Annotated in this window: 13 protein-coding genes; 6 read left to right on the top strand and 7 right to left on the bottom strand. The window is 61.6% G+C overall.

Going from position 1 to position 18,149, the window contains the following annotated elements; all coding sequences use genetic code 11:
* Window positions 1–838, top strand: an 838-nt coding sequence (locus AC1DX0_RS10435) for an ABC transporter substrate-binding protein (RefSeq protein WP_477355250.1), incomplete at its 5' end; no start/stop codon positions are given.
* A gap of 37 nt (window positions 839–875) precedes the next feature.
* Window positions 876–1,907, top strand: a complete 1,032-nt coding sequence (locus AC1DX0_RS10440; RefSeq protein WP_477224207.1) for an LLM class flavin-dependent oxidoreductase — start codon at window positions 876–878, stop codon at window positions 1,905–1,907.
* Window positions 1,908–1,969: 62 nt separating this feature from the next.
* Here the strand turns inward: AC1DX0_RS10440 and AC1DX0_RS10445 are convergent, their stop codons facing one another.
* The 3 genes from AC1DX0_RS10445 to AC1DX0_RS10455 are packed head-to-tail and all read right to left on the bottom strand — an operon-like array spanning window position 1,970 to window position 5,964.
* On the bottom strand, window positions 1,970–3,217 hold the full coding sequence (locus tag AC1DX0_RS10445) for an SfnB family sulfur acquisition oxidoreductase (protein ID WP_477224187.1): 1,248 nt from the start codon (window positions 3,215–3,217) through the stop codon (window positions 1,970–1,972).
* Between the two features lie 18 nt (window positions 3,218–3,235).
* Complete coding sequence (locus AC1DX0_RS10450) at window positions 3,236–4,501, bottom strand: SfnB family sulfur acquisition oxidoreductase (protein WP_477224188.1); 1,266 nt, start codon at window positions 4,499–4,501, stop codon at window positions 3,236–3,238.
* A 50-nt stretch (window positions 4,502–4,551) separates the two neighbouring features.
* Entirely contained in the window at window positions 4,552–5,964 is a 1,413-nt protein-coding gene (locus AC1DX0_RS10455; RefSeq protein ID WP_477224189.1) for an LLM class flavin-dependent oxidoreductase, read from the bottom strand.
* Window positions 5,965–6,490: 526 nt separating this feature from the next.
* On the opposite strand from AC1DX0_RS10455, the gene AC1DX0_RS10460 reads away from it, so the two are divergent.
* From AC1DX0_RS10460 to AC1DX0_RS10475, 4 genes are all read left to right on the top strand, one after another.
* The gene (locus AC1DX0_RS10460; RefSeq protein WP_477355253.1) at window positions 6,491–7,522 is read left to right on the top strand and encodes a sugar ABC transporter substrate-binding protein; all 1,032 of its coding nucleotides are present in this window, start codon (window positions 6,491–6,493) and stop codon (window positions 7,520–7,522) included.
* Between the two features lie 88 nt (window positions 7,523–7,610).
* Window positions 7,611–9,155, top strand: a complete 1,545-nt coding sequence (locus AC1DX0_RS10465; protein WP_477224191.1) for a sugar ABC transporter ATP-binding protein — start codon at window positions 7,611–7,613, stop codon at window positions 9,153–9,155.
* A gap of 7 nt (window positions 9,156–9,162) precedes the next feature.
* The gene (locus tag AC1DX0_RS10470; RefSeq protein ID WP_477224208.1) at window positions 9,163–10,182 is read left to right on the top strand and encodes an ABC transporter permease; all 1,020 of its coding nucleotides are present in this window, start codon (window positions 9,163–9,165) and stop codon (window positions 10,180–10,182) included.
* A gap of 2 nt (window positions 10,183–10,184) precedes the next feature.
* Window positions 10,185–11,189 carry an ABC transporter permease gene (locus tag AC1DX0_RS10475; protein WP_477224192.1) on the top strand — a complete coding sequence of 335 codons (1,005 nt, stop codon included), beginning with the start codon at window positions 10,185–10,187 and terminating at the stop codon, window positions 11,187–11,189.
* A 393-nt stretch (window positions 11,190–11,582) separates the two neighbouring features.
* On the opposite strand, the gene AC1DX0_RS10480 is transcribed toward AC1DX0_RS10475, so the two are convergent.
* From AC1DX0_RS10480 to AC1DX0_RS10495, 4 genes are all read right to left on the bottom strand, one after another.
* Entirely contained in the window at window positions 11,583–12,929 is a 1,347-nt protein-coding gene (locus AC1DX0_RS10480) for an HlyD family type I secretion periplasmic adaptor subunit (RefSeq protein ID WP_477224193.1), read from the bottom strand.
* Entirely contained in the window at window positions 12,916–14,685 is a 1,770-nt protein-coding gene (locus AC1DX0_RS10485) for a type I secretion system permease/ATPase (RefSeq protein WP_477224194.1), read from the bottom strand. Before AC1DX0_RS10485 ends, AC1DX0_RS10480 begins: the two co-directional genes overlap by 14 nt.
* Window positions 14,686–16,239: 1,554 nt before the next feature.
* A complete protein-coding gene (locus AC1DX0_RS10490) occupies window positions 16,240–16,947 on the bottom strand; it encodes a Crp/Fnr family transcriptional regulator (protein ID WP_477224195.1) in 708 nt (235 codons plus the stop codon).
* Between the two features lie 409 nt (window positions 16,948–17,356).
* Window positions 17,357–17,935, bottom strand: coding sequence for a hypothetical protein (locus AC1DX0_RS10495; protein ID WP_477224196.1), 579 nt, complete (start codon window positions 17,933–17,935; stop codon window positions 17,357–17,359).
* Window positions 17,936–18,149 lie beyond the last annotated feature (214 nt).

Raw genomic sequence — 18,149 nt, forward strand, 5'->3', positions numbered from 1 at the left:
CGAACAGTCTGCGCGCCCTCGCACCGAGAAGGACCCCGCCCTCATCGCGTCGACCCCGGAGCGGTTCAAATTCGTCGAGGACGGCGTCCTCACGGTTGGCATCGCCCCCGGCGGAACGCCGCCGATTGCTACTTATGCGACCGATGCGGCAACCGTCGTCGGGGCCGATCCGGACATCGCCCAACTGATTGCCGACAAGCTCGGCAGGAAACTCAACCTCGTTGCGGTGGCCTGGGAAGACTGGCCGCTTGGCCTGACGTCGGGAAAATACGATGCCGTCATCAGCAATGTCGGCGTCACCGAAGAGCGCAAGCTGAAGTTCGATTTCTCGAGCTACCGGCAAGGCCTGCACGGCTTCTATGTGAGGAACGCCAGTTCGATCACCTCGATCAAGGAACCGAAGGACATTGCCGGGCTGCGCATCATCACCGATGCCGGCACGATCCAGGAAAAGATCATTCTCGAGTGGAGCAGGTTGGATGTCGAAGCCGGGCTGAAGCCCGTAGAGATCATCTATCTCGATGACACCGCCGCATCGAGCCTGGCAATCCGCTCCGGCCGCGCCGATGCGATCTTCTCGATGAATTCGGCTCAGGCCTATCAGGCGGCGCTTACCGGTGAAACCCGATCGGTCGGAATCGTCAATGCCGGCTGGCCGCTGACAACCGATGTCGGCGTCACCACGAAGAAGGACAGCGGCATCGCCGGGATCATCACCGCGGCGCTCAACGAGGCCATCAAGGACGGAAGCTACGCGAAAGCCCTCGCCAGATGGAACCTTTCCGCCGAGCAGATCGCGCAGTCGCGGACCAATCCGCCCGGGCTGAAGAAGTACTAGGTGCCGGCATCGAAGGGAGACAGCGGCCTTGACGACAATCTCGCACAGCATCCGCAGGCTCGCCTTCCTCACGCCCGGCAACTATCCGGACAGCGATCCGCATTCGGGGCTGGAGAAAACACTCCAGCTGTTCGAGCTCGGCGAGCGGCTGGGCTATGACGGCGCCTGGGTTCGGCAGCGCCATCTCGAGCCGGGCATCTCGTCGGCGGCCGCCTTCCTGGCCGCCGCCACGCAACGCACAAGCCGCATTGAACTGGGCACCGCCGTGATCCCGATCGGCTACGAAAGCCCCTACCGCCTGGCCGAGGATCTTTCGACGGTCGACGTGCTGTCGCGGGGTAGATTGAATGTCGGCCTGAGCGCCGGCTTCCCGCCGCATGCCGACATCCTCGGACCGCTTGTCTTCGACAGCGACTGGCGGAGTCTCGATTTCTCGCATGGGCGCGTCTTGCGCTTCGTCGACAATTTGCGCGGCGATCCGATCGGCGAACCCGGCGCTATCATTGAATTTCCCGGCGGGCGCGTGCGCCCTCGCCTTCAGCCGCACGCACCCGGTCTCCTCGAAAGGATCTGGTATGGTGGCGGCTCGCTCCGATCGGTTGAATGGACCGGTCGCAACGGTCTCAACCTGCTGATCGGCAATGTCACATCCGGCGAGGGAACCGACAATTTCTTTGAAGCGCAATTGCACCAGTTGGAGACTTTCTTTGCCCAGCAAAGCGAGAGGCGAGCTCGCGTGGCGTTGGGCAGGGTGATCGTGCCGTTCGACAGCGCCGATGCACGCACGAGGAAACGCTATGCCGACTATGCCGCCGGACGCCACGAGCGCACCTTGAAGGCGCATGGCGAGCGGCGGACGCTTTTTGCCCGGGACATCGTCGGCACATCCGAACAGATTCTGGAACAACTTGGCAGCGACCCGGTCCTGGACAAGGTTGACGAATTGCGGCTCGAATTGCCCTACGAATTCGAGCAGCATGAGTATGAGCAGATCATCACAGATTTCATCGAGACCATCGCGCCCGCGCTCGGCTGGCGGCCGCCCCTGACCGCTTCGGCAGCAGAGTAGAGACCTCGCCGACTGGAGGTCGGCCGGCTCGGATGTGGTCCAGACCGCTAGAGAGCCCCGTGTCACGGTGGTCGAACACCGTTCAGGAAATAATTTCCGACATTCACATATTTGTACCGCACCGGGTCGTGCAGCGTGTGGGTGCGCGCATTTCGCCAGTGGCGATCGAAGCCGAACTGTTCGAGCGTCGAGCGCGCGCCGGTCAGTTCGAACAGCTTGTTGGAGACATGCAGCGAGACCTCGGTGGTGATCGCCTTGGCCTCGGCGACGGCGATCGAGGCTTCGGCCACCGTGTCTTCGGTCGAATCGACGGTCGCGATATCGACGAAGCGCCCCGCCCGCTCGGTCAATGCACTTGCCGCGTTGACCCTGACCACGAGATCGCCGATCGCCGCGATCACATGCGGATCTTCCGAGCCATGCTGGTAGCTCGTCTCGAAGAACGGCCGGGCATGCACCTTGGTGAAGGTGATCGCATCGGCAAGGGCGGCGCGCGCGATGCCTAGGTCGATTGCGGCGTGGATGATCTGCGCCACCGGTCCCATGGGCGTGGGATTGTCGAAGACGATCTGGTGCGGCACCACCTGGAACTCAGTCACCGGAATGTTGTCGAAAGTCGACGAACCACTACCGGTCGTGCGCTGGCCGAAACCCGACCAGTCGTCGATGAGATTGAGGCCTGCGGTGGCACGCTCCAGGAAGACCAGATTCGTCCGCTTGTCGGCATCGTTCGCGACCACCACGACGACGTGGGCAAACAGCGAACCGGTCGAGTAGAACTTCTGTCCGGTGAGGACATAGCCATCGCCATTGCGCTCGATGCGCGTGGTGAAATCGATGTTGGTGCGCGTGCCGATTTCGGTGAAGGCGTTGCCGAAACGGTCGCCGTCGAGCACGCGCTCGAACAGCACCTTCTTCTGCGCTTCGCTCGCACCCAGGCGGATGCCCTCGACGATGTAGAGATGGTTCTGCGGGATCTGCCCGATGCTGGCATCGGCGGCCGCGATGATCGCGATCACCTCGGCCAGCGTGACGTTCGAGACCCCTGCCCCGCCATACGCCTTCGGGACGGTGATGCCCCAGAGGCCGCTCTGCGAGAACCGCTCGATCTCGGCGATCGGCAGACGCCTGGTCCGGTCGCGCTCGACGGCTCCGACAGCGAATTCGGCGGCAAGCTCATGCGCTATCTTGATTGCCTCGGCGTCGCTGGTGATGCGATGCGCCTTCTGCTGGCGCGGAGGAATGAAAGGCGCCGGCCGCGAGAACGCGGGCGCGGCCGAGAAATGCTGTGAACGCTCGATCTGGGTCATGCTCAAAGCCTTCCGTCGTCAAAGCCAGGCGTGGCGCGCCGGCTGGACGCCGTTCAGGTAGTAATTGCCGATGTGGAAGAACTTCCAGCGCGCCGGATCGTGCAGCGTGTGGGTGCGGGCGTTGCGCCAATGGCGATCGAGCCCGTGCTCGGCCAGCGTCGAGCGCGTGCCGCCGAGCTCGAACAGCTTGTTGGTGGCGAGGATGGCGATCTCACTGCTCAGCACCTTGGATTCGGCGGTGGCGACGGCGGCCGCTGCGACCGTATCGAGATTGGGCGTCACCAGCGCGACGTCGATCAGGCGCGCGGCTCGCTCCAGGATCGCCTCAGTGGCGTGCAGCTTGATCTCGAGATCACCGATCGCGGCGATGGTGAAAGGATCGTCCGATGCCTTTTCCTGGCCACTGTCGAGCCAGGCCCGCGCCTTGGTGCGAATGAAGGCGATGGTGTCGGCGATCGTGCCCTTGGCAATGCCGGTGTCYACGGCTGCCTGGATGATCTGCGAGATCGGCCCGGCCGCGGTCGGCCGTTCGAACGCCTTGTAGGCCGCAACGACACGCGACAGCGGCACGCGCACATTGTCGACCACCACCGTGCCCGACGCGGTGGTGCGCTGACCGAAGCTCGACCAGTCATTGATGACGGTGAGGCCCGGCGCATCCCGGTCGGCGAAAGCAAGATGCGGGTTTCCCGCCTCGTCGACGCCGACGATCGGCACGATGTGGGCGAGCAGCGCGCCGGTCGAATAGAATTTGCGGCCGTTGACGAGGACATGATCGTCGCCGTCGGGCGTGATCTTGGTCTCGAAGGCGCCGACAGTGCTGGAGTTCTTCTCGGAGAAGGCGTTGCCGAAGCGAAGCCCCTCCAGCACCTCGCCGAACAGGAAGCGCTTCTGATCCTCGGTGCCGTCGGAGACGATATGCTCGATGATCGCCAGATGATTTTGCGGGATCTGGCCGAGCGAGGGGTCGGCCGCCGAGATGATCTTGATGACTTCGGTCAGCGTCACATAGGAGACGCCGGCGCCGCCATAGTCCTTGGGGATGTTGATGCCCCAGAGGCCGCTCTGCGAAAAGGCGTCGAGCTCATCGATCGGCAGCAACCCCTCGCGGTCGCGCAGTGCTGCGTCCTTGGCGAAATCAGCCGCGAGCCGATGGGCGATCTCGATCGCCTCGGCATCGGAGGTGATCACATGCGCGGGCTGGCGCGGCCTTGGCCGGGGCGGAAAGCCTTCTTCCGGCGTGTTGACCCGGTTAGCGGAGCGGATATCGACGACTGCTGACATGGCGAATGGTCTCCGTTTGCGCCGGCATCACGGCCGGCATGAAATCTGGATCAGGCGGCGGTGCCTTGGCGCGCGGCCGCATCAGTGCGCTTCACGGCTTCGATATCGCGGTAGTGCGCGGCCGGATGCGGCGCGGCGAGCCGCGGCCCGTCACCAAACAGTTTTTCGCGCAGCGTTCCGGGCCGATAGGCGGTCGGATAGGCGCCGCGCCTCTGCAGCTCCGGTACGAGCAGGTCGACGACGTCCTCAAAGCTCTCCGGCGTCACGGCATAGGCAAGGTTGAAGCCATCGACATCGGTTTCCTCAACCCATTCCTGGAGAATGTCGGCAACCGTCGTCGGCGAACCGACGATGACCGGCCCGAGCCCGCCGATGCCGCCCCAGCGTGCGATCTCCTCGACTGTCCAGCGCTTCTCCGGATCACCATCCGTGATCGCGTCGATGGCGGCGCGGCCGGCATTGGTCTGGACCTTTTGAACGAGGTCGGTCGGCAGATATTGGCCGAAATCGATGCCGGTCCAGCCGGACATGAACACCAGTGCGCCGTCATAGCTGACATAGCGCTTGTACTCCTCGAACTTCGCTTGCGCCGCCGCATCGGTCTCGCCAACGATGACGGTCTGGAGATTGTAGAAATAGATCTTGCGCGGATCACGGCCGAAGGCAGCGGCGCGCTCGCGGATGTCGCGGACATGGTTCTTCAATATCGTCTTGGTGGGCGCTGCGATGAAAACGCATTCGGCGTTCTGCGCCGCGAAGCGGCGGCCCGGGCCCGACGTGCCGGCCTGATAGAGCAAAGGCGTGCGCTGCGGCGACGGCTCGCAGAGATGGTAGCCGGGAACCTCGAAATATTTGCCCTTGTGACCGATCTCGTGAACCTTCTCGGGATGGGTGAAGATGCGCCTGTCGCGATCGCGCACGACAGCGCCATCCTCCCAGCTTCCCTCGAACAGCTTGTAGAGCACCTCCACATATTCATTGGCGATGTCATAGCGGTCGTCGTGCTGCTTCAGTCCGCCCTGGCCGATGTTCTTGGCTCCGCTCTCCAGATAGGAGGTGACAATGTTCCAGCCGACGCGGCCCTTGGAGTGATGATCGGCGGTCGAGAGCCGGCGGGCAAAGGTGTAGGGGTGCTCGAAAGAGGTCGAGACCGTAATGCCGATGCCGAGATGCTCGGTCGCCAGCGCGATCGGCGCAACGAGCTGCAGCGGGTCGTTGACCGGGATCTGTGCCGCCTGCTCGATCGCATGCTGGAGGTTGCCCTTGTACACATCATAGTAGCCGATGACGTCGGCGATGAAGACGCCGTCGAAGATGCCTCGCTCCAGCGTCCGGCCGAGATGCTGCCAATAGTCGAGATCCTTGTACTGCCAGGAACGGTCGCGCGGATGTGCCCAAAGCCCGGGCGACTGGTGGCCGACGCAGTTCATGTCGAAGGCATTGAAACGGATCTGGCGGGTCATCGTCGGCCTCTGAATCTGGCATCTTCGGAGGCGGGCTTAGTCCATCCGTTCCCCTGCGATTATGCCGATTGGTCGGCGAAGATGGAGGTTATCTATTTTGTTTATGGAATTAATAGAGAAAACTTCTTCCCCGATTGCAGCCATCGCAGGCTTCTTAGCCGCAGGGCTTAGGCCGACCGCAACACGGAAGCGTTCGGCTCTCTGGGGCACCATGCCAATCTTGAACGCGCTGCACAGTCGAGGATGGTCTCAATCCTGCCCTTTGCCACCCACACTGCCTGGTCGCGGAGATGCCCGAAACCGCAGGGGTCATGACTGACGAATAACCGTGCTGGCCTGGTTCTGGAAGCCGCTTCCAGCCAAGCCCAGGATCCTAGCATAGCGTTTCCAGGAAGCTCTGAGAAAGAGCGCATTCCATTCTCGATCAAATCTATCGACTATCTATTCTGACAGCGACATTCGGATCGGCGCCTGTTCTGCGCCTCGGTTCGGCACGACATCACAGGCACGACATCAGGAGAAGATCATGACTGACGAAACGACGAACGGAAGCGACCTTGCGGGATTTGGCATCGGACGGCGCGACCTCTTTAAACTCGGTGCCGCCGCGGGGGCGACGCTGCTCGCTGCCAATGCGGGGCTGATCAATCGTGCCGCTGCCGCGGACGACGTGCCCTCGCTCAAGGGCAAGCGGATCGCCATCAGCACCGCCGGCACCGACCACTTCTTCGATCTCACCGCCTACAACGCACAGATCGATGAGGTGAAGAAGCTCGGCGGCGAGCCGATCGCCGTCGATGCCGGACGCAATGACGGCAAGCTTGTCTCCCAGCTGCAGACCATCATCGCCCAGAAGCCCGATGCGCTCGTCCAGCTCCTCGGTACGCTCAGCGTCATCGACCCGTGGCTGAAGAAGGCTGGCGATGCCGGCATTCCCGTCCTCACCATCGACGTCGGAACGCCGAACTCGATCAACAACAGCACGTCGGACAATTGGGGCATCGGCAAGGACCTGGCGCTTCAGCTCGTCTCCGACATCGGCGGCGAAGGCAACATTGTCGTCTTCAACGGCTTCTATGGCGTAACACCTTGCGCGATCCGCTATGATCAGCTGCGCAACGTGGTCAAATACTATCCCAAGGTGAAAATCCTCGAGCCAGAGCTGCGCGACGTGATCCCGAACACGGTCCAGGATGCCTTCGCCCAGATCACCGCGATCCTGAACAAATATCCGGAGAAGGGCTCGATCAAGGCGATCTGGTCGGCATGGGACGTGCCGCAGCTCGGCGCGACGCAGGCCGTCGTCGCCGCCGGCCGGACCGAAGTGCGGACCTACGGTGTCGACGGCAGCCCGGAAGTGCTGCAATTGCTACGCGACCCCAACTCGCCCGCCTCGGGAGACGTCGCCCAGCAACCGGCCGAGCTCGGCCTCATCGCCATCCRCAACGTCGCGCGCCATCTCGCCGGCCAGAAGCTGCCGCGCGAAAGCTATGTGCCGGCGCTGCTCGCCAACAAGACCAATGTCGATACGGTCACCAAGACCCTCGGCCTGAGCTGATCGAACGATATCGCCCCGGCCCGAAGCGTCTACCGCTTCGGGCCGGCTTCGTTCGCCCTTCACACCGCATGCTGGCCAGAGCCCACCCATGACCTCGTCTTCCATCGGGAATGACCCGCTGCCTGCGCCTGCCATCGATCTGCGCAACATCGTCAAGAGTTTTGGCGGCGCCCAGGCGCTCGCCAGTGCTTCGCTGACCGTCGCCAGAGGCACCGTGCATGGCCTGGTCGGCCAGAACGGCGCCGGCAAGTCGACGCTGATCAAGATCATCGCCGGCCTGCACCAGCCCGACGCGGGCACGATCGAGATCGCCGGCAAGCGCCAAACCCGGCTGACGCCGCACGAGGTCGAACGGCTCGGAATCCATTTCATCCATCAGGACCGCCTGCTGGTTCCCAGTTTTACCGTCGGAGAGGCGCTGTTTCTGGGTCGCGAACCGCGGCTGCGCGGCCTGCCCTTTCTCGACCGGCGCGGCATGCAGCGGCGTGCGGCCGAGATCCTGCACGATTATTTCGGCCTGACGCTGCCGGCAGGCGCGCTGATCAGCACGCTCACCACGGCGCAGAAGCAGATCGTCCAGATCACCCGCGCCTTGCTCGACAAGCCATCGGTGCTGGTTTTCGATGAGCCTACCGCCGCCCTTGTCCGGCGCGAGGCCGACATCCTCTTTGCCTTGATCCGACGGTTGAAGGCCGAGGGAATCACAGTCATCTACATCTCACATTACCTGAACGAGATCGAGGAACTCTGCGACCGTGTCACCGTGCTCAGGAACGGTGTCGACGTCGCAACGGTCGATGCTCGGACGACGCCGGCGGCGAAGATCGCCTCGCTGATGATCGAGCGCGACATCGAAGAGATGTTCCCGAAGCGCAGCGTGCCGATCGGCGCTCCGATCCTCGAGGTCGAGCGGCTGTCGGCCGGCGCGAAATTCCGCGATGTCTCACTCACCGTCCGGCAAGGCGAAATCGTCGGCCTCACCGGCCTGCTCGGCTCTGGTGCAAAGGAGCTGGTGCGTGCGCTCTTCGGCCTGGAACGGGCGAGCGGTGGTACGGTCAGGATCGAAGGCGTCCCCGGCCGGCCGCGCTCGCCGGTCGCCGCAGTCGCCCGCCGTCTGGCGCTGGTCCCGGAAGACCGGCGCGGCCACGGCGTCGCGCTCGGCCTCAGCGTCGCCGAGAACTCGACCCTGGCGAGCCTCGCCCGTTTCACCCGCCTCGGCTTCCTCGACCGCGGCGCCGAGCGGGCCGAAGTCGACGGGTTGATCGAGCGCCTGTCGATCAAGACCGCAAGCAGAAGTGCGCTGCTGCGCACGCTCTCCGGCGGCAACCAGCAGAAAGTGGCGCTCGCCAAATGGCTGAGCCGCCAGTCCAACCTTTACATCCTCGACGAGCCGACGGTCGGCGTCGACGTCGGTTCCAAAGTCGAGATCTACACACTGATCGGCGATCTTGTGGCGCGCGGCGCTGGCGTCCTGCTGCTGTCCACGGATCTGCCTGAACTCGTCGGCATCACCGATCGCATTCTCGTCATGTATCGCGGCGCCATCGTGCGCGAATTCAATTCGGCCGAAACCTCGCCCAATGCGGTGCTGGCGGAGGCCACCGGCTCCAGCGAGGTCCGCCATGTCGGTTGAGGCAAGCCTGTCGGCCGGGCCCGAGGTCGCTCCGGGCCTCGATGCCGGTACTCGTGAGGTCCGCCGCCTCGGCGCCGCGCTGGCAACAGTCGCGCTCCGGGCCGGCTCGCTGATCGCCTTCGCCGCCCTGCTCATCTTCTTCGCGGTGACGGCGCCATTCTTCTTCACGCTCGGCAATATCGGCAACGTGCTTGGCCAGTCGGCGATCCTCGGCGTGCTGGCGATCGGACTCACCATCGTCATCATCGGTGGCGGCTCCAATGTCGTCACCGGCGGCATCGACCTCTCGCTCGCCGCCACCATGGGGCTCGCCGCGGCGCTCTATGCAAGCCTGATCCAGGCCGGCTACGGCGACGGCACGGCGGTCATCGTAGCGCTCCTCGCCGGCATTGCTGTCGGCGCTGTCAATGCGATTGCCGTCGTCGTCTTCGGCATCGTGCCACTGCTTGCGACGCTGGCGGTGATGAATGTCGTCGCCGGGCTGGAACTGGTCGTCACGGAGAATACTGTCGTGCCGGCCGCGACCGACTTCCTGTCGGCGCTGTCGTCGAACGGACCCTTCGGCATTCCGACGCTCGGCTATGTCCTCGTCATCTTCGCGGCGTTGGTTGGCGCTGTGGTGCAGTTCACGCCGATCGGGCTCAGGCTCTACGCGGTCGGCGAATTTCCCGAGGCGGCGCGCGCCGCCGGACTGCCGCTGAAGCGCATCGTCGCCGGCTCCTATCTCGCTGCCGGCCTTTGCGCCGGTATCGCCGGCATCCTCTCGGTCGCCTATCTCAGCGGCAGCACCACGGGCGCCGGCGACATGCTGTTGCCGGTGGTGGTGACGGCGCTGCTCGGCCTGGTGTTCTCACGCCGGCTGGTTCCGACCGTCGGCGGTACGCTGCTCTCGACACTGTTCGTCGGTTTCCTCGTCAACGGCTTCCAGCTTCTCAACATTTCGAGCACGCTGGTCAGCGGAGTCCAAGGGGTGCTGATCCTCTTCGTCGTCGCCGCAACCTCCTTGCTGCGCCCTCAGGAGGCCTGACCATGAGCACCGCCGATCTTCCTGCCGCCCCGCGCAGCTTGCCGCTGCAGGCGCTGCTTGCCGGCCTCGTGCGCTACGCCGTTGTGGTATTGCTCGTCGTGGTCTTCGTCTTCTTCTCGCTGACAACGACGACCTTTCTGGCGATTGCCAATCTCGAGAGCATCCTCGTCAACAATTTTACCCTGCTCGCCATCGTCGCCATCGCCATGACCTTTGCGGTTTCGGCCGGCGGCATCGACCTGTCGGTCGGCACCGCGGTCGATTTCTCCAGCTTTGCCTTCGTGTCGCTGGTGCTCGCCGGTCAGCCGATTTGGCTGGCGGCGTTGGCCGGGCTTGCCGGCGGCACGTTGGTCGGGCTGTTCAACGCCGTCCTCATTGCCGGCATCGGCATCACGCCCTTCCTGGCGACGCTCGGCACGCTCTTCATCGGCCGCAGCGTGCAGCAACTCCTCACCAATGGCGGCAATCCGGTCTATCTGCCGCAAACCGGCATTCCCGAAGCCTTCCACTTCATCGGCCATGGCAGCCTCGCCGGCATTCCGGTGCCGCTCGTCATCGTGACGCTGCTTATCCTCGCCGCGGCCGCCGTGCTCTCACGCAGCCGCTTCGGCCGCGTCGTGCTGTCGATCGGCGTGCAGACGAGCGTGCCGCGCTATTCCGGGTTGACGGTCTCGCGCCATGTCGCGCTCGTCTATATCGTCTGCGGCCTGGTGGCATCGATCGCGGGGCTGGTCCTCACCGCGACCGTGACGGTCTACATCCCCTCCTCCGGCAACGCATTCCTGCTGAACGCAATCGGCGCCACCTTCATCGGCACGACGCTCAGCCGCGAGGGCCGGCCCAACGTGCCCGGCACGGTTCTCGGCGTCCTGCTGCTGAGCATCGTCGCCAATGGCTTGCTTCTGACCGATCTCAGCTTCTACTGGCAACAGGTCGGCACCGGGCTCTTGATCTTCATCGTGCTTGCCGCCAGCTTCCTCAACCGCCGGACACGGGCCGGCGCCTGACCGCCACCGACCCTCGGCTCAGGTCAGAATTTCATCGTGATGGTCCAGCCGTGAATGGAAACGATGTCGCGGCCTTCCTGCGCTTGTCTGCCACTGGCTAAATATTCGCGGTCGCGTTGTTCGTCCAAATCCATTCGTCCGGCACGCATTTCGGCAAAATGCCAAAAGGCGCAACGCCGTTGCAATAAGCGTCGCGTTTTTAAAATCCCCTTTGTTTACTTAGTAGACTTTCGTACCACCACCAGGCGGCAATCGCGCCACTTGGGGGTTTCCGGCGGACGACTTCCACTTCGTCTGACGTTGAAGGCCGCAGGCTGTGATGTGAGGCGGGCGCCGGATTGATCCGGCGCCCGCCTCACATCTGAGATTCCGATCTCCAGGCGGCAGGCCAGCCTACCTCTCCCGGAAGGCGCGTTGGAACGAATCCATCAAGGGCTTGGCCAGGTAGGCCAGAAACGTCCGTTCGCCGGTCGAGATGAATGTTTCGACCGGCATACCAGGATAGATCTGCTCGGGCTTGACCTGCGGCGGCAGCTTGGCGGCCATCCTAAGCCGGACGGTGAAGTAAGGCAGCCCCGTGCTGGGTGTTATCAGCCGGTCCGCCGAAATATAGAACACCTTTCCGGGCACTTTCGGCGTCGTACGCGTGTTGAGCGCCGTGAACATCATATTTGCGTCCTGCCCCACTCGGATTGAGTCGATATCTTCGGGCTTTATCCTTGCTTCGACTATGAGCTCGTTCGTGGTCGGCAGAAGCTCCATCGCCACCTCCCCAGCACGGATGACGCTGCCTTGGGAATTGTAGAGCGATCTAACGATGATGCCGTCCACCGGCGCCCGGATGGTCGTCCGGTCCAGGACCGATCGACCAGCGTTGATTTGTTCCTCGAGATCCGCGACCTGCGCCCGTGCTTTGTTCAATTCCGTAACGGCATCCTCGACCCGGCTGGTTGTAAGTCGTTCAATCTGCTGACGCGCTTCCACAGTCTGCGTCGCCGAGCTAGCGATCTGCGCTTCCAGAGACCCTGCCTGGCCTACCAACTCGGCGGTGCTGCGCAGAAGATCGGTATATTCCGAACGATTTGTGAGTCCTTTTTCCAGCAGGTCTTTTTTTCGCTCCGTCTCCCCGTGAACGATCGCAATTTGATTTTCCGCTGCCTTCTTTTGAGCCCTTAGCCCGACAATCGCGTCCTGGAGGGCCGTTACCCTTTGCTTCAGAATCCCCTGTTCTGCGGCATAGCGCGCCAACCGAGCCTGAAACTCCTTATTTTGCTCTCCGAAGACATCGCTGTATTCGGAAGCGTCTGAATAGGCTCCGAGATCGCTGGACAAGACAATTTTCTCGAGCCCGTCCCGCTCTGCCTCAAGCCGCGAAATTTCAGCTTTTTGGGCAACCCATTGCGTGAGAACGCGGTTGAGCTGGGACTGCGCTACCGTCGGATCGAGCACAATCAGGGCCTGGCCCCTTGAGACCCTGTCGCCCTCTCGGACCTTGATGCTGCTGACCACGCCTCCTTCGAGGTGCTGGATCATGACATTTTGCCCTGCTGCCGCCACCACTCCGGGCGCAATAGTGGCTCCGGAAATCGGTGCCGTGGCTGCCCAGAATCCGAAGCCGAGCACGAAAACGGCCACGCTTGCATATCCCGCCAGCGTAATCCGATCTGTGCGTGTATCGACGTCACGTTGCCAGCGATACGTATTGGCGCCCGTCTGGATGATTTGGCTACGAACCGTCATTGGCGACCTTTATCTCCACGCGTGTAGGTGACGGGAAAGGCACCACTCCTTCGCTGTCACGGGACTGGGAAGCYGTGGGCGATCTGGCTTGCCCCTGTCGCTCGGCAAGTTTGTCGAGCACGTCCTTGGTCGAACCATAGATCTCGACCTGGCCATTGCGCAGCATAAGTATGCGATCGCATCTGGCTGCGAGGGACGGTCGGTGGGTGATGACAAGCACGGTGGTTTTTCGTGAACGCGCCTGGATGATCGCGCGCACGAGCGCGGCTTCGCCATAAGAATCGAGATTTGCATTGGGCTCGTCGAGCATCAGGATCTTGGGATCGCCGTAAAAGGCGCGCGCAAGGCCAATGCGTTGACGCTCCCCGCCTGAGAGACGAACGCCAGCGGGGCCGATCACAGTCGAGTATCCGTTCCTCTGCCCCAGGATGAGCTCATGCACCTGCGCCTGCTGGGCCGCCCGGACTAACTTTTCGTCGGCTGCATCAGGCTCAAAGCGCGAAATGTTCTGGGCGATTGTTCCTGGGAAGAGTTCGACATCCTGCGGAAGGTAGCCAATATGATGGCCGAGTTGCTCGGGATCCCAGTTTCGAATATCGCCGCCATCGATGCGGATCGCGCCAGAACGGGGTTGAATGGCACCGACGATAAGCCGCGCCAGCGTCGATTTTCCGGCTTGGCTTGGGCCGACGATGGCGACGGTTTCTCCAGCGGGGACCTCGAAGGTTACCCGCTTTATGAGCGGCAGCGCGCCGTCGGCCGATCCAGGAAGATGATAAACTATCTGATCCGCGCTCAATGCTCCCTCAGGGGCCGGCAACGCTATGTTTTCCTGCTCGCCCGATCCGGATCGGGAAGCCGAAAGCCTCTTCCATGCAAGATTGGCGTCGGTGATCTGCCGCCAGCTTCCAACGATTTGATCAAGAGGTTGCAAAGCGCGCGCGGAGATCATCGAGGACGCAAATATCATCCCGGCGGTCATCTCGTTGTGCAGAACCAGATAAGCGCCGACGCCCAGTATCGCGATTTGCAGTACCGATCGCGTGGTGCGAGACACACCGCCATAGAATGCGTTGATGCGAGCGACCCCATCCGAGGCGTGCAGCGAGGCGGAAAAGCGGGCACCCCAGAACTCTATCGCGTTGGACACCATGCCGAGTGCACGGACCGTTTCGAAGTTTCGCGCGAAGGCCTGCGCCGAATTCATTGAGGCATTGAGATTCTCCGCCGCCTCCTTACCGGGCCTCGAACTCGCGACCTGATTCAGCACGGCGATGGACACCATGAGAACCGCTCCGACGACAGTTACAAGGAAGAGCAATGGGTGGATGAAATAGAGGAGGCCCACGAAGATCGGCCCGAAAGGAAGGTCGAAGAGAAAAAAAATTGTTCGCGAAGCGATGAACCCCCGCAGCGTGGCCAAGTCGCGCAAGGCCTGGACATCGCCGAGCCCAGCGCGGGGGCCGCTCATTGCGGCGAGAAAAGACGATGCACCCAACGCAACATCGAGCCGTGCGGCGAGCCGGCTCGCATATATCCCCCGAACGACCTCGAGCACTCCGAAGAGCAAAAGTGACGAAAGCGCAAGTAAGGTCAGGTAGGTGAGAGTATCCAGATTGGCCGCGGGCAAAACGCGATCATATACCTGCAGCATGTAGAGGGGCAGAATTAACACCAGGGTGTTCATCACCGCGGAGAAGAGGCCCATTTCGACCACGCTCCTCGATAGCACCCTTCTGTTCGAATAACTGGGCATCCGAATTTGCGCCCCGAACAATCGATCACATTAGACAAACTTCATATATCATGCGTAGTTCTCATGCTATCGGTTGCGCATCTTTTGATGGCCATAGCAAAGACGGCCGGCGCCGCCGAGACCGCACATGGTGAAGCCCTTGAGACTCTGCTGAGGATCACAAAGCATGAGCATCGTGGGCGCGATAGCGCCCGTAATGAGCGGGTCTTGAGGATCCCAACTGTCCCTGGAGCTGCTCCCGCACTCGCCCGCGACACCTTTGCCTCCCTTACCGGGCTGACCGAGCTCGCGCTACTTCTGGGGCGCATTGCTCCAAGCCGGCGTTCGGATATTCGATTTCAGCCCACCATGTACCGCCTTCAAACTCCTTATCGTTGACGATGTCTGGGCGAGCTTGGTTCCGCCGCGCCACGTACCGGGCAGCGACATGCGCCTTCACGCTGGATGCGCAAGTCAGCTTAAGAGCCATGCGCATTCCCTGTACAGCTTACAGCCCGCGTGCAACCAGCCAAACAGACACTAGCCGGGTAAGTGGTCCGATGATCACGCCAGCCCAGGTGGTGGCGTGCTCTCGGCTGTCTTTGCATTTTAGACGGATCATATTTTGGACTTCAGAGCAACCAAGTGGCGTCAGGATCCAGCTGTTAAGCTGGGACGATCTCCTCCACATTGGGCTGTTGTCGCCCGCGCAGCTAATCGGGATATTGAGACGATCCGCCTTCCGAAGCAGTCGCCGCGTTTTTATCTCCGCAATCTGTTCATAATACAGGAACGTTTCCCAATAATGTCGGTACTCAGCCTTTTCCCGCTCCATAGGCGTGCAAGCATTTGCCAGGTCGACGTCATAGGCGTGGTCGAGTGTCCTGATGGTTCGCCGGTACACGTCAATTTCCAACAACTCTTTGATTTGTAAGGGTATCATACGGCTCCCCAGCCTGCGTAAAACGCAACGCTACGACCTCATATGGCATTCAGTCCATTCCACTACTTGGATGAGCCCACAGCGCAAAAGAACTAGAATGCCGAGGCTTCTCGGGCGAGGAGCGGCGTTCCCCGTGAGGGATTCTTCAGCAGTTGCTACCGCTGATCAGGGAGCGTGAATTGGTCGGTCGCCCGCGTCTCCTGATCGGCGCGGACCATCTCACCGGATTGGAATTGGACATGACAAAAATTGTTATCGAAAAGAAAGCTCACCAAGGCGGATGGCGGCCGAACAATCCCCGATATCAGCGGGCACCACCGATAGGATTAATTGCGTCTCTGCTAATACTCCCTGTAAAATTGACCGTGCGGGTGCGTAACCTAAGCCCGCTGCAGTGGCCGGTGCGGTCCTCACGTCCCCGGAGGCCTGCCCCCCCCGCACCGGCCATTTCCCTTACGCTCTGGATGGGCGGCGAGCGATCGGGGATTGATCCAATGACTGGTGCGCAACGAAGCTCGCCTGATGGGCCAACGGCATAGTCAGCCGCTTAGCAAGAGAGCTTGTCGGATCGCCGAAGCACTACCCACGAGGGAGCGCCGGTCGGGCGGTTGAGACCAGCATTACGCTTGACATCAATTCGAAATGTAAGACGGATCAAATCCGGCTGTCTTGATTAGTCCCGCATGGTCATGCAATTCGACCACACCATTGCGGAACGAAGCCAATCCGCTTTCCCGCAAATCCTTCAACACGCGACTTACATGCACAGCCGAAAGCCCCAACGCGTCGGCCAGTTCGGCCTGCGTCAGCGGGCATTCAAAGCGGTCCGGATAGGTCGTTGCTGATCGATGTGCGCGGCAGGCCAGTTCAAGAAGAAAGTGAGCTGTGCGTTGCACAGATCCCCTTCTACTGACTCCGGCCAGATGTTCCGTAATCCTGGAGTACCGCCTTGCCTCAGCCAGCAGGATAGTCTCGCAAATGGCCTGCGGATAGCGCGACAAACAAGTATGGACAGGACCGATCAACTCGATCGCAGTCACATCGGAAAGAGCCGTTACCGTCTCGCCTCCATCTCCGCTGAACTCAATCAAGGCAATTTCGCGAGGAAGCGCAAGATCGACGATGACACGCGAGCCGTTCGGCAATGTCCTGACGAATGCGGCCCATCCCGCAGTCACTACCAGGATAAGGGATCTGGCCTGATGTTCGCGTGCGATCGTCGTGTTCGCTGGATAAAGGCGGCGCACAGCTCCCGGCAGTACAGAGAATCCCCTTTCCCAACTCGCGTCAGCAAGCGTAGGTCCCCTCGCTAGCTTAAAAGCCTGTTTTGATAAATCCATTTTGTCCTAATAGCCCCACCCATGATCGCCCCTTCGATCAACCTGAAGCTGCAAACCATAAACTGGACGAAAAGTTCCCTCTTTCCTTTCAGCCAAATGGCGTTGCAGCCTACCACTGTTGGGTACAGCCTTACCACGTTTGGGTGGATCCGTCGCGGCGCTCTGGCACGAAACGCCTGCCAGGGGAATCGCGCACTTTCGTCCCCCGCTCGCAGCGAGGTGACCATTGGGATGAAAGTCTACCAGCGCTGGTCATCTCGAAGGCGGCTCCTAAAATCTAGCTACCGGAATGGCCTCAGCTACTCTCCCTGGGACTTCCGGCAGCCACCGATCGCTCGCTTTCGAACAACTTTTCTAGGCCGCGCCCAGCGAACTTCAGCCGATTAAAGCCCTCGCGAAACAGAACCGCTCAAGTTGATAGCAGCCCTGTTTGACGCTTTTCTGAAAGTCCGTCGGGTACCGCGGGTCGAGCTGAAGCCGGAATAGCCAATCCCACTCGCGGATCGGGAGCCTGCAATTCTTGCCAAGACGGGCCGGCGATCACCCGGGTATCTCTTTCGAGACCCTCCGTTGCGCCGGTCGAAACGATTTGCTCCTTTGGCTTGGCTGCCGACTTCCGGCGTCGCAGGGCACGTTTGGCGTTGTAAGTCTGCCATCTTTCTTCGGCCACCTCCAGGTCGTCGAGTGCCGATATGACCGATGCAAGGCGGTTTTCGACTTGGGCAAGTCGCTTCCAGGTGGAAAGCAACGCAACTGAAACCAGCAAACTGTAGGCCAAAACGACAACGGCTGCTCCTGCGGGACTTTCGATGCCGAATACAATCAAGGCCCCGGCGCCAATAAAAAAGGCAAGAGCCCCGTAAACCAGCAACCGGCCCCTATTCAGAAGAAGCATCAACGGCCAGGTTGCAGACAGCATCAGAATGGACAACGGTCTGCTGACCGCCCAATCCACAAGCCCCGGAACAACGTCACTGTAAGTATCCATATCAACCTCAGGCTGGACGAGGCCGGCCGCTTGCTCGGCGCCTGGGAGCGTAGATTCTCCTGCGCGCCCGATCGTGGTCGGTGGTGGCGTTCTAGACCCTCCCGGAAGAGCGACAGATTTCCCGGCGAATGTCCTAAGGTCTGAAAGGCTTGTCGGGTAGACCAGATCGACCTTTAGCCGATTTACTACTCAATAATGGTAATGGCGACGGTGT

This window comes from Mesorhizobium sp. P3_A9 (assembly GCF_056402975.1).

Excerpts from the sequence above, each read along its gene's own strand:
- AC1DX0_RS10445 (WP_477224187.1), bottom strand. The coding sequence starts at position 3,217 with ATGACCCAGATCGAGCGTTCACAGCATTTCTCGGCCGCGCCCGCGTTC.
- AC1DX0_RS10455 (WP_477224189.1), bottom strand. The coding sequence starts at position 5,964 with ATGACCCGCCAGATCCGTTTCAATGCCTTCGACATGAACTGCGTCGGC.
- AC1DX0_RS10465 (WP_477224191.1), top strand. The coding sequence starts at position 7,611 with ATGACCTCGTCTTCCATCGGGAATGACCCGCTGCCTGCGCCTGCCATC.
- AC1DX0_RS10475 (WP_477224192.1), top strand. The coding sequence starts at position 10,185 with ATGAGCACCGCCGATCTTCCTGCCGCCCCGCGCAGCTTGCCGCTGCAG.
- AC1DX0_RS10480 (WP_477224193.1), bottom strand. The coding sequence starts at position 12,929 with ATGACGGTTCGTAGCCAAATCATCCAGACGGGCGCCAATACGTATCGC.
- AC1DX0_RS10490 (WP_477224195.1), bottom strand. The coding sequence starts at position 16,947 with ATGGATTTATCAAAACAGGCTTTTAAGCTAGCGAGGGGACCTACGCTT.
- AC1DX0_RS10495 (WP_477224196.1), bottom strand. The coding sequence starts at position 17,935 with ATGGATACTTACAGTGACGTTGTTCCGGGGCTTGTGGATTGGGCGGTC.